This is a genomic window from Streptomyces sp. NBC_00464 (assembly GCF_036013915.1).
Lineage (GTDB): Bacteria > Actinomycetota > Actinomycetes > Streptomycetales > Streptomycetaceae > Streptomyces.
The window spans coordinates 7,739,764-7,755,384 of record NZ_CP107899.1; the positions used below are offsets into that span (position 1 = coordinate 7,739,764).

Annotated in this window: 11 protein-coding genes; 6 read left to right on the plus strand and 5 right to left on the minus strand. The window is 68.2% G+C overall.

Features of this window, described 5'->3' with window-relative positions; genetic code table 11:
- Positions 1–49: 49 nt before the first annotated feature.
- Entirely contained in the window at positions 50–2,620 is a 2,571-nt protein-coding gene (locus OG912_RS34770) for a family 78 glycoside hydrolase catalytic domain (RefSeq protein WP_327712780.1), read from the plus strand.
- Positions 2,621–3,530: 910 nt separating this feature from the next.
- The gene (locus tag OG912_RS34775; RefSeq protein WP_327712781.1) at positions 3,531–6,005 is read left to right on the plus strand and encodes a glycoside hydrolase family 3 protein; all 2,475 of its coding nucleotides are present in this window, start codon (positions 3,531–3,533) and stop codon (positions 6,003–6,005) included.
- A gap of 276 nt (positions 6,006–6,281) precedes the next feature.
- Here OG912_RS34775 and OG912_RS34780 read toward each other — a convergent pair whose 3' ends face one another.
- The 3 genes from OG912_RS34780 to OG912_RS34790 form a co-directional block, all read right to left on the minus strand.
- Complete coding sequence (locus OG912_RS34780) at positions 6,282–7,874, minus strand: MFS transporter (RefSeq protein ID WP_327712782.1); 1,593 nt, start codon at positions 7,872–7,874, stop codon at positions 6,282–6,284.
- Positions 7,875–8,094: 220 nt separating this feature from the next.
- On the minus strand, positions 8,095–8,568 hold the full coding sequence (locus OG912_RS34785; protein WP_327712783.1) for a MarR family winged helix-turn-helix transcriptional regulator: 474 nt from the start codon (positions 8,566–8,568) through the stop codon (positions 8,095–8,097).
- A 325-nt stretch (positions 8,569–8,893) separates the two neighbouring features.
- A complete protein-coding gene (locus OG912_RS34790) occupies positions 8,894–9,532 on the minus strand; it encodes a TetR/AcrR family transcriptional regulator (RefSeq protein WP_327712784.1) in 639 nt (212 codons plus the stop codon).
- A gap of 126 nt (positions 9,533–9,658) precedes the next feature.
- Here OG912_RS34790 and OG912_RS34795 point away from each other — a divergent pair, with 126 nt between their 5' ends.
- The 3 genes from OG912_RS34795 to OG912_RS34805 are packed head-to-tail and all read left to right on the plus strand — an operon-like array spanning position 9,659 to position 12,341.
- Positions 9,659–10,579 (plus strand): NmrA/HSCARG family protein, encoded by a 921-nt coding sequence (locus OG912_RS34795; protein ID WP_327712785.1) that lies wholly within the window; start codon positions 9,659–9,661, stop codon positions 10,577–10,579.
- On the plus strand, positions 10,576–11,457 hold the full coding sequence (locus OG912_RS34800; protein WP_327712786.1) for a TIGR03620 family F420-dependent LLM class oxidoreductase: 882 nt from the start codon (positions 10,576–10,578) through the stop codon (positions 11,455–11,457). Before OG912_RS34795 ends, OG912_RS34800 begins: the two co-directional genes overlap by 4 nt.
- A gap of 38 nt (positions 11,458–11,495) precedes the next feature.
- Positions 11,496–12,341, plus strand: a complete 846-nt coding sequence (locus OG912_RS34805; protein WP_327713618.1) for an IS5 family transposase — start codon at positions 11,496–11,498, stop codon at positions 12,339–12,341.
- Between the two features lie 192 nt (positions 12,342–12,533).
- Here OG912_RS34805 and OG912_RS34810 read toward each other — a convergent pair whose 3' ends face one another.
- Both OG912_RS34810 and OG912_RS34815 read right to left on the minus strand, forming a co-directional pair.
- Positions 12,534–12,656 carry an NAD(P)-binding domain-containing protein gene (locus OG912_RS34810; RefSeq protein ID WP_443061051.1) on the minus strand — a complete coding sequence of 41 codons (123 nt, stop codon included), beginning with the start codon at positions 12,654–12,656 and terminating at the stop codon, positions 12,534–12,536.
- Positions 12,657–13,381: 725 nt separating this feature from the next.
- Positions 13,382–13,960 carry a Dps family protein gene (locus OG912_RS34815; RefSeq protein ID WP_327712787.1) on the minus strand — a complete coding sequence of 193 codons (579 nt, stop codon included), beginning with the start codon at positions 13,958–13,960 and terminating at the stop codon, positions 13,382–13,384.
- A gap of 246 nt (positions 13,961–14,206) precedes the next feature.
- Between OG912_RS34815 and OG912_RS34820 the strand changes: the two genes are divergently transcribed.
- Entirely contained in the window at positions 14,207–15,574 is a 1,368-nt protein-coding gene (locus OG912_RS34820) for a dihydrolipoyl dehydrogenase family protein (RefSeq protein ID WP_327712788.1), read from the plus strand.
- Positions 15,575–15,621 lie beyond the last annotated feature (47 nt).

The window sequence follows — 15,621 nt, forward strand, 5'->3', positions numbered from 1 at the left end:
CCGCGCACGTGAAGAAAGGCTTTCCTTGCTCCCCCCTCAGCCCTGCCCGGTGTCCTTCGAACACCTGCCGGACGGCCTCGGCATCGGCGTCCCCGCCCCCCGTCTGACGTGGACCTTGCCGGCAGGCGGCGGGTCCCAGGAAGCGTACGAACTCGAAGTCGCCCGAGCCGGCCGCATCGACCGCACCGGTCGCGTCGCCGCGAGAGACCAGGTGTTGGTGGCCTGGCCCGGCGATCCGCTGAACTCCCGTGAACGAGCGACCGTCCGTGTCCGCGTCTGGACGACGGAAGCGAGTGAGCCCTCGCACTGGAGCACCCCGAGTGCGGTAGAGGCGGGCCTGCTCGACGCCGCCGACTGGCAGGCAGCCCCGGTGGGCGCCGCCTGGACCGAGGACCCGGAAGCCGCCCGCCGTCCGGCCCGCGTCCGCAAGGACTTCCGGATCGACCGGACGGTGGCACACGCCCGTCTCTACATCACCGCACACGGCCTGTACGAGGCCGAGATCAACGGACGCCGCGTCGGCGACGAGACCCTGGCTCCGGGCTGGACCGTCTACCCGCACCGTCTGCGCTACCGCACGCACGACGTCACCAGCCACCTCACCGAAGGCGCCAACGCCATCGGCGCGTGGCTCGGCGACGGCTGGTACCGCGGCAAGTACGGCTTCGACGGCGGCACCCGCAACATCTACGGCACCGACCAATCCCTCATCGCCCAGCTGGAGGTGACGTACGAGGACGGCACCACGACCACGATCGCCACGGACCGGACCTGGAAGGCCGCGCCCGGACCGATCCTGACCAGCGGACTGTACGAGGGCGAGACGTTCGACGCCCGACTGCACGATCCCGACTGGGCCACCCCTCCCGGCGCCGCCGCGGGGGAGTGGACCCCAGTGCGCACCCACAGCCGTGACCTCGGCACCCTCGTCGCCCCGACGGGACCGCCGGTGCGCTGCACCGAGAGGATCGCACCGGTCGAGGTGACGCGCACCGGCGAGGACCGCCACTTGCTCGACTTCGGGCAGAACCTCGTCGGCCGTCTCGGCATCACCCTCGACGGCCCGGCCGGCACCGTCGTCACCCTCCGGCACGCCGAAGTCCTGCAGGAGGGCGAACTGGCCACCCGGCCGCTGCGCGAGGCATACGCCACCGACACTCTGATCCTCTCCGGAGGGGGCCCGCTCACCTGGGAGCCGCGCTTCACCCTCCACGGCTTCCGCTATGCAGAAGTCAGCGGTTGGACGGCAGACCTGAGCGCCGAGATGGTGACCGCCCGGGTGTACCACACCGACATGCGTCGTACCGGCTGGTTCGAGTGCAGCGACCCGCTGGTCAACCGGCTGCACGAGAACGTCGTGTGGAGCATGCGCGGCAACTTCGTCGACATCCCCACCGACTGCCCCCAGCGCGACGAACGCCTCGGCTGGACCGGCGACATCCAAGTATTCGCCCCCACGGCAAGCTACTTGTACGACTGCTCGGGCATGCTCGACTCCTGGCTCACCGACGTCGGCCTGGAGCAACTCCCCGACGGAACGATTCCCTGGTACGTGCCCGTCATCCCGGGCGAGCCCATGTGGACGCCGATCCACCCCGGGGCCGCCTGGGGCGACGTTGCCACACTCACTCCCTGGACGCTCTACCAGCGCTTCGGAGACCTTGATCTCCTGCGCAGGCACTACCCCATGGCCAAGAAGTGGGTCGACCTCGTCGAAAGCCTCGCTGGGCCGACCCGACTGTGGGACACCGGCTTCCAACTGGGGGACTGGCTCGACCCTGCCGCACCACCCGAGGACCCGGCCGCCGGCCGCACCGACCGATACCTCGTCGCTACCGCCTACTTCGCCCACTCCGCCCGTCACCTCGCGCTGGCGGCAGCCGCATTGGGCGATGACACGGACGCCGGGCGGTACAGCACGCTGGCCGACGAGGCCGCCAACGCCTTCCGCCGCCGCTACGTCCTTGCATCGGGGCGCATGAGCAGTGACAGCCCCACTGCCTACGCCATCGCGCTCGCCTTCGACCTGCTGGCCCCACCGCAAAGGCAGCCGGCCGGTGACCGTCTGGCCCAGCTGGTCATCGAGGACGACGCCCGCATTGCCACCGGCTTCGTCGGCACCCCACTGATCTGTGACGCCCTCACCGATTCGGGGCACCTCGATATCGCCTACCGGCTGCTCCTCCAGACCCAGTGCCCCTCATGGCTGTACACCGTGGACATGGGCGCCACGACGATCTGGGAACGCTGGGACAGCCTTCGCCCCGACGGCACCCTCAACCCCGGAGGTATGACGTCGTTCAACCACTACGCCCTCGGGGCCGTCGCCGACTGGCTCCACCGCGTGGTGGGCGGCATTACCGCCACGGCCCCCGGATACCGGAGGATCGCCTTCCGTCCGCGTCCCGGTGGCGGCATCACTTCGGCCCGTACCCGGCACGAGACTCCCTACGGCTCGGTGTCTTTGTCGTGGGAGCAGACAGCCGGCGGGCTGACAGCCCACCTCGTCGTACCGGAGGGCTGTGAGGCAACCGCAGAACTGCCCGGCTGCACGCCGGTCGTCCTGGGGCCGGGCAAGCATGTCCTCAGCACGGTGGAACTCGCGACAAAGGCAGCCTGACCCCCGTTTCATCAGCTACTGCAGGCCCGGTGCACGCTTCAATGCGCCGGGCTTTGCGGTTTCCGGGTTCGATGAACGCATCTGTATTTGCCATGTGGATGACGTCCATTCACTGCGTCGATAAAGCGCACGCGTAAGCTTTCAATTGAAATTTCAAAGCGATCCAACTGGAAAGTCTTGGTCGTTCCGACCGTGAGTTTCTCGAAGTGAGTGTTGCTTGAGGGTTGACCCGAAGGGGTGATAGGCAATAGTTTCCCTTCGTTGGTTGAAACGCTTCACGGGCGGTTGTCTCTGAACACCGAAATCGCATGCCGCGGTACGCGGCGTTGATTGTCTCGAATGAAGTGGTAATGCGTCTCTGTACGCACGTGTGTCCCACCGAGGTTCCGACCTCCTCGAACTGGGGTCGGCCGAGCACCTGACTGCTCGGCCGGCCCCGCCCCCACGGTGGCTCGTTCAGAAGCTGCCATTTTCGTCCGGGAGAGCCGCTGTGAACACGCAAGTTCATGGTCCGTCGCCGTCTTGCACTGATGGTCGGTGCGGCTTCGGGCGGAAGTGATCCGGCAGTCACTCTGTCCGGAGCCGGAGTGCTGAGAAAGAACGCCCACTCGGTCCCGTAATCAACGGAATATTTATCAGGGGTGGCCCGATTGCCAGCCTGAAGGAAAGTGTCAGGCTGTGGCCATTCGCTCTGCCGGGCGCTGAAGATCCAGAAGATGTTCTCTGTCGGCACCGATATCAAGGGCGCCCCTGTCGCCCTGAATGAGGTATCCCGAGAGGGTCGGGCCGCGAGCGTCGACTCTGCCCGATGTATCCCCTGAGTTACCCCACCCCAGCAATGCGCGGTGACAGCTGCGAGCATCGCACAGCGCTGTTCTGTCCTGCCCTGTCTCCTCATGGAAGAGCCGCCATGAATCGTCGTACGTTTCTCTCCGCCGCCGTCCTGACCGCTCTGGCTTCCGGCATCGCGCCGGCCGCTTCCGCGCCCCGTCGCACCGCGGATACAGCCCCCGACAGCAGGGCCGTCGCCCTGCTGGCGAGGATGACCGCCGCACAGAAGGAGGCCCTCGTCCGCTGCGACTTCGCGGCCCTGAGCACTCTCGGAATCCCGGCCCTGACCATGGTGGACGCCTCGGCAGGACTGCGTGGGGAGACCGGCGTCACCGCCTTCCCCGTCCCCCTGGCCCAGGCCGCGACATTCGATGCCGACCTCGCCGGCCGGCTCGGCACGGCACTGGGCACCGAAGGACGGGCCAAGGGTTACAACAACCTTCTCGGCCCTACCGTCGACACCGCCCGCACCTGGCACTTCGGCCGGCAGGCCGAGGGCATGGGTGAGGACCCTCTCCTGGCTGGGACCCTGGGCGCAGCGCTCACCCGAGGCATACAGGAACAACATGTCGTCGCCACCGTCAAGCACTTCAGTGCGTACACCCAGGAAGTCAACCGCTTCTTCGTCGACGCGCAGCTCTCCGACCGGGCCCTGCACGAGATCTACCACGCCGCTTTCGAGCGCATCATCGCCACCGTGCCCGTCACCTCGGTGATGATGGCCTACCCCAAGATCAACGGTACGTTCGCCACGCAGAGCCCCGCGCTGTTCAACGACCTCAAGAAGACCATCGGTCTGGAGGGCTACACCGTCCCCGACTTCTGGGCCGGCGATGATCCTGTGGGAGCCGTCAGGGCAGGCATGGACCTCGGCGGTCTCGGCCCCGGTGGCGTGAAGATACCTGTCGGCGGCCTCGTCGATGGCAGCGTCCCCACGGCCCGCCTGGACGACGCGGCCCTGCGCATCCTCAACACCATGTACGCCAACGGCCTGTTCGACCACCCCGTACCGGCGCCCGCCGCGGACGTCAGCACCCAGGCCCATAAGGACCTCGCTCATGCCCTCGCCGTCAACTCCGCGGTCCTGCTCACGAACCGCGACCAAGCCCTCCCGCTGACCTCCACCATCAAGTCGCTCGCGGTCATCGGCCCCGCGGGCGACACCGCCCTGACAGGAGTCTCCGGCTCCAGCTACGTCACCCCTGGTGCCTGGGTCACCCCGCTGGCGGCCATCAAGGACCGCGCCGGCGCCGGGGTCGCCGTCACCTACCGCGAGGGATCCGTCGGAGACATCCCCCTCACCGCCGTCCCGGCGACGGTGCTGCGCACGGCCTCTGGTGCGGCAGGGCTCACCGGTAGCTTCTACGCCGCAGCCGAACCGTCCGGTACTCCCGTCGCCACACAGGTCAGTGCCGGTGTCGATTTCACCAGTGCGCCCGCGGCCGGTCTGCCCGCCGTGTGGTCGGCCCGCTGGAGTGGCACCCTCACGCCGACCACCACCGGCCTGCACCGTTTCTCGCTGCTGCCCTCAGGTACCACCAAGCTCGTCATCAACGGCAAGACGGTCATCTCCGGCACCCGGCACAGCCGCCGGTTCTTCCTCGGGCCGTACGACTATCCGCTCCAGGGCGCCATCGATCTCACCGCCGGGAAGGCGGTGAGTGTCAGCATCGAATACAGCAACAGCACCGCCGATACCGGCACCTGCGGTCTCACCCTCGGCTGGCAGCCGAAAACCCTCATACCCGACGCGGCAGCCGCAGCACGGGCCTGCGACGCCGCGGTCGTCATCGTGAACCGGGTCGCGGGCGAGGACATGGACCACGGTTCCCTCGACCTGCCGGGCGACCAGAACAAGCTCATCGCCGACATCGCAGCAGCCAACCCCCGCACCATCGTCGTCCTGAACACCGACGGCCCCGTCGCCATGCCGTGGATCAACGATGTCGAAGCGGTCGTCCAGCTCTGGTATGCGGGACGCGCCACCGGAACGGCCCTCGCCGCCATCCTCTTCGGCGACGCCGACCCTTCGGGCCGTCTTCCGGTCACGTTCCCCGTCACGGCGTCCCAGGGACCCGGGGCGACACTGGCCACCTACCCGGGCAATGGCCCCACTGTCTCCCACAGCGAGGGGCACCTGGTCGGCTACCGCTACTACGACGCGAAGAACCAGAGCCCGCTGTTCCCCTTCGGCCACGGCCTCTCCTACACCACCTTCAACCTCGGCTCCCTGGAAACGTCCTACAACACAGCCACCAAGACGCTCACTGCCGCCGTCACCCTCACCAACTCGGGTTCCCGCGCAGGTACCGAAGTCGTGCAGCTCTACGCGGGGCTGCCTGCCGGCGCCCAGGCCGAGCCACGGCGACTGATCGGCTTCCGCAAGGTCACGCTCGCTCCCGGTGCCAGCACTCGGATCACCTTCAGCGTTTCTGCCCGCGACCTGTCGGCGTGGACTGCCGGCGCCTGGAAACTCACCCCCGGCTCCTACACAGTCCACGCCGGCCGGTCCTCGCGAAGCCTGGCTGTACAGCGGGTTGTCACCATCAGCTGAGGCCCCTTGAGCTCGTCGGATTCCACGTGAGTCGCATTTCGGCCCTCGGTCTGCTGCCGGCTGTGGTCGACAGCAGACCGAAGCCCTGAGCGTGACGACCGGAAGGGCAGCGCGACGTCGGATACATCGGCAGCCGCCCCGGAAGATCGAAGCTCGTGATGGCCGAACCGTCGCCGATGCGGGGCTGGAGACGGCGCCCGGGGGCGGGCCCGGCCGGGTGCGAGGAGGCGTGTCTCCCTACTGCGTCACCCGGCCGGGCCGCTCGGTCCTACCCTCTCAGTGACCGGTCGCCTCGGGGCTGCGCCGTACACCGACCACGGCGAGCAGGGCACCCAGCAGGCACAGCAGGCCCGAGACGAGCACGGCGGTGTGTACGCCGTTCATGAAGGCGTGGTGGCTCCCCTCGACGACCGCGGACCTGAGCTGTGCCGGCATCCCGTCGGAGACCGGCGCGACGCCCATTGCCACGGCGTCCTTCGCCTCGCTCAGCCCGTGGGCGGCATCGGCGGGCACCCCTGACGAGGTCAGCTCGCCGGTCAGGGTCGAGCCGACGCGGCTGCTGATCAGGGAGATCAGGACGGACGTGCCCAGCGCGCCGCCTATCTGCAGCGCCGTCGCCTGGAGGCCGCCGGCGACCCCGCCGTCCTTGACGGGTGCGTTCCCGACGATCGCGTCGGAGGACGACGCCATCACCATGCCGACGCCCAGTCCGAGCGCGATGAACGGGGGCCACATCGCGGTGTAGGACGAGTCCGCACCCCACCCGAGCATCGCGAAGCAGGCTGCTGCCTGGAGGGTCATACCCAGCGGCATCGTGAGTCGGGGGCCGAACTTCTGGGTGAGCGCGGCGCCCAGGGGTGATGCCACGACCGAAGCGAGGCTCAGCGGCAGGGTGCGGACACCGGCCTGGACAGGAGTGAAGCCCCGCACGTTCTGCAGGTACAGCATCACGAAGAAGATCATGCCGAGCAGAACGAAGAAGTTCAGCGCGGTGATGACGGTGCCGATGGTCAGCGCCGGGTTCCGGAACAGACGCATGGGCAGCAGTGGGTGCGCGATTCGTGTCTCGTACCGGCCGAACAGCAGCAGGATCAGCACGCCGACGATGATGGTCCCCAGTGTGCCGGCCGAAGTCCAGCCCCAGGTCTCGCCCTTGACGACGCCGAAGATAACCGCGAGAAGGCCGAGCGCCAGCAGGACGACGCCCGGGATGTCGAACTTCTCATCCGCGGCGCTGGTGTTCCTGCTCTGCGGCAGCACGATGATGCTGAAGACGAGCGCGATGACGCCGATGGGCGCGTTGATGTAGAAGACCGACTCCCAGTTGACGTGCTCGACGAGCAGGCCGCCCACGATTGGACCGAGAGCGGTGGAGACGGAGGACACCATGGCCCAGATGCCGACCGCCATGCCGAACTTCTTCGGTGGGAAGACGGCCCGCAGCATGCCCAGGGTGTTGGGCATCAGCAGTGCGCCGAAGAAGCCCTGGAGCGCGCGGAACGCGATGACTCCTTCGATGGATCCGGAGAGGCCGATGGCCACGGAGGCGACGGTGAAGCCCGCGACTCCTACGAGATAGAAGGTGCGGCGGCCGAAACGGTCGCCGAGCTTTCCGCCGAGGATCAGCGCGGCGGCGAGGGCGAGCAGGTAGCTGTTGGTGACCCACTGGAGGTCGGCCGTGGAGGCGTTGAGGTCCCGGCCGATCTCCGGGTTGGCGATCGAGACGACCGAGCCGTCGAGGCCGACCATGAAGAGGCCGAAGGCGACGGCGACGAGTGTCAGCCACGGGTTCGCGCGGCGGCCGCGCGGCTGGTCCTCACGGACCGGACGTGCAGGCGGAGCCGGGGAGTTCAGGACGTCGGAGGGCATGAAGGTGTCTGTCCTTCGTGAGGTTACGGGGTGTGTGTCGGGTGTCGTGCGCGGACGGGACCACGCGTCCGCGCATGACGAAGCGGCATCCGGGGCCTGAGGAAGGCCGGACGCGGGGGAGGAGAGGTGTCATCCCGTCGGCACGCGCAAGAGGTTCGTGCGACTCGCACGACTACGGGCGCGACAGTCCGCGAAGAGTCCGGGACGTCGGCTGCGCGTGTCAGTGACTGAGGGGATGCAGGCGGTCGTTGAGCGCGTGCAGCGCGCCCAGTGCCGAGCCGAGAGCGTCCAGTTCACCTTCGGTCATGGTCTGGAGCGCCCCGGCGACCAGGCCGCTCATCAGGTTCTGGACCTCGGTGAGCTGCTGCCGCGAGGTCGAGGTGAGGTGCAGGTGAGCGATGCGCTTGTCGGCAGGGTCCGGCCGGCGCTCCAGCAGGCCCTGTTCGGTCAGCTGAGTCACCAGCGCGCTCACGTTGTTCGGCTTCATCAGCAGGGCTTCGGCCGCCCTGCGCACCGTCGCTCCGTCGTTGGCCTCGACGTGACGGAGCAGGGCGATCTGCGCCTCGGACGGCTTGGGGTGCTCGACGTGCGGACCGATCTGCCGCTCCACGGCCCGGGCCAGCGCGGGCAGGCACGACACGAGCTCGGCGGCTACGTGGTCGACGTCCTGGAAGAACCTGGTGGGGCGGGGCATGACTACGACTCTAGGTATCCAGATATAGCTATGTCAAAATATCTAACTTTCGGTGACGGGAGACCTTCGCAGCAGTGAGGCCGATGCCGACTGCGCGAATGTGGACCGGCGGTGGCGGCGTCCACAGCAGTGCAGACGTGGCCGTAGAAAGGGTTCGAAGGCGACCTCGTAGAACTTCACGGCAACGCTCAGGCGACCACCGGCCTTTGGACGGCTGACTGTCTGATACGACGTGGTCAGGCCTGGTCGGTGGGCATGACTTAGAGCGACCGAGGATAGGCGTGCGGGGTGCGAGAGCCCGGGGTTTCCTGGCTATAGAAGTGCGCTACCAGTCCTCCCTTGGCGTGTCGAATGATCGCCCCCGCCCTATCCCCGGTGGGCACACCCCGTCGATGACGAGCGTCAGGAGGCGTTCGGTCTCGGCGGCGCCGTCGCTGTCAAGTTCGGTGGCCAGCGCGATGGCTCCAACGAGTTTGAGCAGCTGGGTGATGGTGACGTCGGAGCGTACGGCGTGCGCGTGGTGAGCGCGCGTGAGTAGTTCGCTGCCGGCGTTCACGATCATCATGTGGCAGGTGTCCCCGAACGTCGGATCGCCGGCGTCGGCGCCGGGCATCAGGGATGCCCCCAGGCCCTTGTTGGTGACGGCGTGTGCGCCCACGGCGTGGAGCCAGCTGACGAGCGCGGCGCCCGCGTCGGGCTCGGCGGCCAGGTCGTGCGCCTTGGTGCACAGGGCCTCAACCCGGTCTCTGAAGACGGCCTCCAGCAGCGCCTGCCGGGAAGGGAAGTGGCGGTGCAGTGTGGCTGAGCCGACCTGGGCGTGTCGGGCGATCTCCTCCAGGGAGGCTTCGGCGCCGTGCTGGGCAATAGCGGCCCCGGCGGCGGCCAGGATCCGGTCGTAGTTACGCCGCGCGTCGGCTCGCATGGGCCGCCTGGGCGAGGACGGCGCTGTGGCGTCTTGGGGCACGGAATCTCCTGACGGCTTGCTAACCGGGGTGGCCCTCCATATTGTATCGATCATCAACCGGAGGGCCACCCCACTTATGAGGAGGGTTCTCCCTGGTGCGTGCGAAATCCAGGAGAGACAGTGAAGTTGACGGACAAGACCATCGTGGTGACAGGCGCGACCGGCCTGCAGGGCCGGGCGGTGACCAGGCATTTGCTCGACGGTGGCTGGCAGGTGCGCGCGCTCACGCGCAATCCGGAGGGGGCGCCGGCAAAGGCCCTGGCGAGCGCCGGAGCGCAGATCATACGCGCGGCAATGGAGGACATCGCCTCTCTCGTCGACGCCGCCGAAGGCGCCTACGGCCTGTTCAGCGTCCAGCCCACGGTGGGTTCCCCCGGCACGGCTCCCGACTTCTCCGCCGAGGACGAGGTCCGCTGGGGAATGAACATTGCCGAGGCCGCCCAAATCGCCAACATCAGGCACCTCGTCTTCAGTTCGATCGCCGGCGCGGACCGCCATGACAGTGAGACATTGCCGCAGAACCTGATCAGCAAGTGGCGGATCGAACAGCACCTCACGAAGCTCGGCCTGCCCGCCACGATTCTGCGACCGGTCTCCTTCATGGAGAACTACACCGGTGAATACGCCCTCCAAGGCGGCAGCCTGGTCTCCGGCCTCGCCCTGGACGTTGCGCTGCAGATCATGGCTGTGGACGACGTCGGCGTCGTCACCGCACTCGCCTTCTCCCGGCCCCAGGAGTGGATCGGGCGCGCGACAGCCCTGGCCGGCGACGAACTGACCCCGGTCCAGATCGCCGCGCACATCGAAGCGGCCATCAATCGCCCGCTTCCGTACGCCCAGATCCCGATGGAAACGATCCGCGCTGTCAACGAGGAGTTCGCGTTCGCCCACGAGTGGCTGGGCGAACGCGGCTACCGCGCCGACATCACCGCCACACGACGGATCCACCCCGCTGCGATGGACTTCCCCACCTGGCTGCAGCGAACCGGTGCAGCCCAGATCACGGCGTTCCTGGACACCCAGAGCGCACAGGGGCGTGACGCGTGAGCGGCCAGCGGCCCCACCTCGGGCGCATCGGGATCTGGGCAGGCGAACTCGACAACTGCACGGCGGCCGGTGTCCGCGAGGCCGTGACCACGATCGAGGACCTCGGCTTCGGCACCTTATGGTTCCCCGAGACAGCCGGGCGGGAAGCGATGGCACAGGCCGGGATCCTGTTGTCACAGACCCAGCGGATCGTAGTGGCAGCCGGCAGCGCGGACATCTACGCGCGCGACGCGGTGACGACCGCCGCCGCACAGCGCACCCTTGAGGAGGCATTCCCCGGACGCTTCCTGCTCGGCCTGTGGGACAGCCACCCCAGCCTCGCCGAAGATGTCCGCGGCCACCGCTTCGGCCCCCCAGTGCCCACCATGCGTGCCTACCTCGACGCGCTGGACGCCGCCCCGTTCGGGCCGCCCGCCACGGCAGCCTCGCCCCACCGGGTACTCGCAGCCTTGGACCCCGGCATGCTCACACTCGCCGCCGAACGAGCCTGGGGTGCAAACCCGTTGGGCATGCCGGTCGCGCACACCCGCAACGCCAGAGCTGTGCTCGGGCCCACCGCGCTCCTGTCCGTCACCCAGCTGTGCGTGCTGGGCCCGGACCGCTCACACACCACCGCACTGGCCCGCACCACGGCGGCGGCCGCTCTGCCCAACCGTCGCGCTCTGCTGCGCGACCTGGGATACGAGGACGTGGACTCGCTCGGCGACCGACTCGTCGACGCGATCGTGGCCCACGGCCCCGCCGCGGACATCGCCCGCCGCGTCCACGAGCACCTTGACGCCGGGGCCGACCACGTCAGCCTCCACCTCCTCACCACCGCACCCCACACCCCGCCCACGCGGCAGTGGCAGGAGCTCGCAGCACACCTCCTGCCATGAACGACGCGGCCTTTACACCGAGCAGCAGAGGAGATGCCTTGCCTGTTGTGCCGTCATCTCTCTTTGAGCCTCTCTGGGAGCAGTTCTCGGCTCTCCTGCCCGAGCGACCCGAGTTCGACCCCTCCCATCCACTGGGCTGTCACCGTCGACGCGTGCCAGACAGGATGGTGTTCAAGTTGGTCGTCGAAGCATTGGTACACGGCTCCGGCTACGAACGAGTCGCCACCGCCGACTGCTCGGACTGGACCATCCGCAACAGGCTCAAGCAGTGGAGCAACCTGGGACTGGCACACGAACTGCATCGCATCGCACTGACCGCGTACGACAAGATGATCGGCCTAGAGCTGTCCGAGTTATCCGTCGACGGCTGTCACACCAAGGCCCCATGCAAGGGCGACAAGGCAGGGCCATCGCCAGTCGACCGGGCCAAACAAGGGCTCAAGAGGTCCACCCTGGTCGACGGCGCCGGAATACCGCTCGGGCTGGCCTCAGCCGGCGCCAACCGACACGACTCCGTCCTACTCGAACCGACCATCGACGCAGCCGGGCGCCAGGTCGGGAGCCTACCCACCAATGCCACCGTGCATCTCGACTCCGCCTACGACGGCAAGCCCAGCCGTCGGATCCTCGACGACCACGGCCTCATCGGCGAGATCGCCCGCGTTCCCGCTCCGATCCAGGTCGGCAGGCGCTGGGTGGTGGAACGCACCCAATCGTGGATGAACGGCTACGGAAAAATCCGCCGCTGCTTCGAACGCGACGGCCGTGTCATCGACTTCTACCTGTACCTCGCCGCCGCGTTCGTCACCGTGCGCGCCTTGATTCGACGTGCAAGAAAGCTCTACCGGTGGCCGAGCCGCCCAACTGCACGTCGACTGGGGTAATGCCTACCCTCGGTCGTCCTTAGAGTCGGCGATTGCGGTGTGCCGGGGGCGGGTCACCGTGTAGGTGATCCCGACGGCGATGTCCGGCCCTGGGCGTTGACTGCGATCATGTGCTCCCGTTCCTGGCACTGCGCGCCCGCCCGAAGCCGGCCCGTCCGCCTCGATCGTCGCCGGGCCGCGCGGATCGGCCGCCTACACCTCGTGCCCGGCCGCGCGCAACCGCCTGGTCAACGTCTTGCCGATGTCCCCAGTGCCGAGAATGCCGATCTTCCTGGTGAAACTCTTTGTCCGGAACGGAACCCCGGTTTCGGTCATACAAGGTCATGGCCGAGAACTCGCTGCGCCGGGTGCGTTTGTACGACGCTCGCGCGAGCTGTTTCACGTACCTGGCGAACAACGGGGTGCCGGACCATCTGCTTGCCCGCTGGGCAGGGCACACGGATGTCCGCGCGACGACGCGGTGGTAGGTGAAGCCGGATGTGGAGGATCTACGGTCGGCGGCGGATACGTGGGGAGGGCTGGCGAGTGCCGCGGCCCCCGCTCACGAAGCGAATGTGAGATGTGGGAGCGTGAGTGGGTGAGTGAGAAGAACGTGGACCCCCTGATACCGCTTTGACGTGCCAGAAGACGCCCCGGTCCTCGTCATGGGGACGTCCCTCGGCGCTACATGGCATATGTCGTAGAGACCGTCCAAGCGCGTCCAGCCGATCCAGGATGGGGCGCGTAGTGCCAGCTCAGGGGATTCGGTCCGGGGAGTCGGCTGAGTCGGTGAGAGCTGCGTGAGAGCGCGTGAGACGACGAGGTCCCACCGGGGCGCCATCGGTAGGTGGAGCTCGCCGTTCAGCGTCGTCCCGGCGATCGTCCACCAGGACGACGCCATCATCACCATCCTTTCGTGGGGCAGCAGCCGGGGCGCCGGAGATGATCCCTTGCTCCTTGATCTCCGCTACGTCGTACGGGGCCGTGGCGGCACCGTATGGCTTCGCTCATCCCCTGCCGTCACGGTCCCATGTCTCGTCGATCGCCGGCCGAACGGCTGGTCAGGCGCGGACCAGTGGGGTGTCGACCAGATGCTCGGCGAGGAACCACGTCTGCAGCTCCCCGGTCCTGATCACCTGTGAGACCAGCAGGTCGTTCGTGCCGTCGTCACCCAGCTCGATGGTCCGGGCTGCGGCGTCGTGCGCGTCGATGAGGATGGCCTCGTGAGCCTCCAGCAGCCGTGCCAGCATGGCGGGCACCTCCTCCACCCCGTCCGGGGGCCGAGGGATCGATGTGAGCTCCGCGACATGCCTGGCATCGCCCACCGCGACTCCGCCCAGGGACTGGACGCGTTCGGCGATGGTGTCGATGAGTTCGAGCTGCTCCCCTGCGTGCTTGTCCAGGACCAGGTGCAGTTGATAGAAGGTCGCGCCGCGCATCAGCCAGTGATGCTTCTTGTAGAGCCCGTAGAGGATTTGCGTGTCCGCCAGGGCCTTGTTCAGGCGCTGGCAGGAGTACATCCGCGCCTCGTAGGACAGGCCGATCGGGAACTGCTTGACGGTGCCGAACTCCTGGATCACCGCGCCCTTCTGGTGCAGCCGTGGCTGGCTGCTGCTCACGGGCTTGGAACTGGTGGTCATGGTCTTCCTCCTGCGCTGCCGTGCTGTGCGTACTCAGGTGACGCTATGTACCCGGACGGAGGGCGCCTTGCCGGGTAGCGCACGCAGTGGCGTCCGCCCGCGCACTGCGTGCAGCGTCCGGTGCGCGTCGTTCGCTCTCGGGCAAGCCCCCGTGCGCCGGCGGACTCGGGCCTCCGGCCGACCCGATCTAGCTTCGGCGGGACGGCCCACGCACGCGTGGAGCACGAGAGGTCAGGAGAGGCAGGCATGAGCGCGAACGAGCAGGCGGATGTGGTGGTTGTCGGGCTGGGGCCGGGGGGTGAGTACGTCGCGGGCACCCTGGCCGACGCCGGACTGGACGTGGTGGGGGTCGAGGCGGAACTCGTCGGCGGTGAGTGTCCCTACTGGGCGTGCGTGCCCAGCAAGATGATGATTCGGGCCGGGAACCTGCTTGCCGAGGCGGGCCGGATGTCTGCCCTCGCCGGCGAGGCGGTCGTGACTCCGGACTGGGGCAGGGTCGCCGGTCGCATCCGAGACGAGGCAACCGACGACTGGGACGACCGGGTGGCCGCCGGCCGTCTCGTGGCCAAGGGCGGTCGGCTGGTCCGGGGAACGGGCCGCCTCTCCGGGCCGCGCAGGGTGACGGTCGGCGACCGTACGTGGGAAGCCCGGCGCGGTGTCGTGCTGGCCACCGGCACCCGGCCCAGGATTCCCTCGGTACCGGGGCTCGAGACGACGCCGTACTGGACCAACCGGGACGCCATGGCCGCCAAGGAGCTGCCTGCGTCGATGGTCGTTCTCGGCGGGGGAGCCATCGGTGTCGAACTCGCCCAGGTATTCGCCCGTTTCACGTGTGCGGTCACCGTGATCGAGGGACAGGACCGGCTGCTCTCGCAGGAGGAACCGGAAGCCGGGGAGCTGGCCGCAGAGGTTCTGCGGGCAGACGGGGTCACCGTACTGACAGGCGCTCGGGCACAGCGGGTCAGCCACGACGGCACCGAATTCACCATCAGCCTGGGTGGCGGCGCGGAGCCGCTGCGTGCCGAACGGCTGCTGGTCGCCGCTGGGCGCCGTGCCGACCTGGCCGCACTGGCCGTCGACACGGTGGGGCTGGATCCCACGGCGGGGGCCGTTCCCACGGACGGGCAGATGCGGGTCGGGCAGGGGCTGTGGGCGGTGGGAGACATCACCGGCCGCGGCGCCTTCACCCATGTGTCGATGTACCAGGCGCAGGTCGCCGTAAGGGACATCCTCGGGGAACCCGGTCCCGATGCCGACTACCGGGCACTGCCTCGCGTCACGTTCACCGATCCGGAGATCGGGGCCGTCGGGTTGACCGAGCGGCAGGCGCGGGAGCGGGGGCTGCGGGTGCGCACCAGTGTGCTGACCATCGCGTCCTCCACCCGCGGATGGATCCACGGGCCGGGCAACGAAGGGTTCATCAAGCTCATCGAGGACGCCGACCGGGGCGTACTGGTCGGCGCGACCTCGGCGGGTCCCGCGGGAGGCGAGGTGCTCTACGGGCTGAATGTGGCCGTCCATGCCGCAATACCCGTCGACCGGCTCCAGCACATGATCTACACGTATCCGACCTTCCACCGAACGGTCGAGGCCGCGCTCGGAGCCCTCCGCTGAGTCACGGCCCGATCGCCCGGGCGGTCCCGAGGTCCAGGCGATGGCGC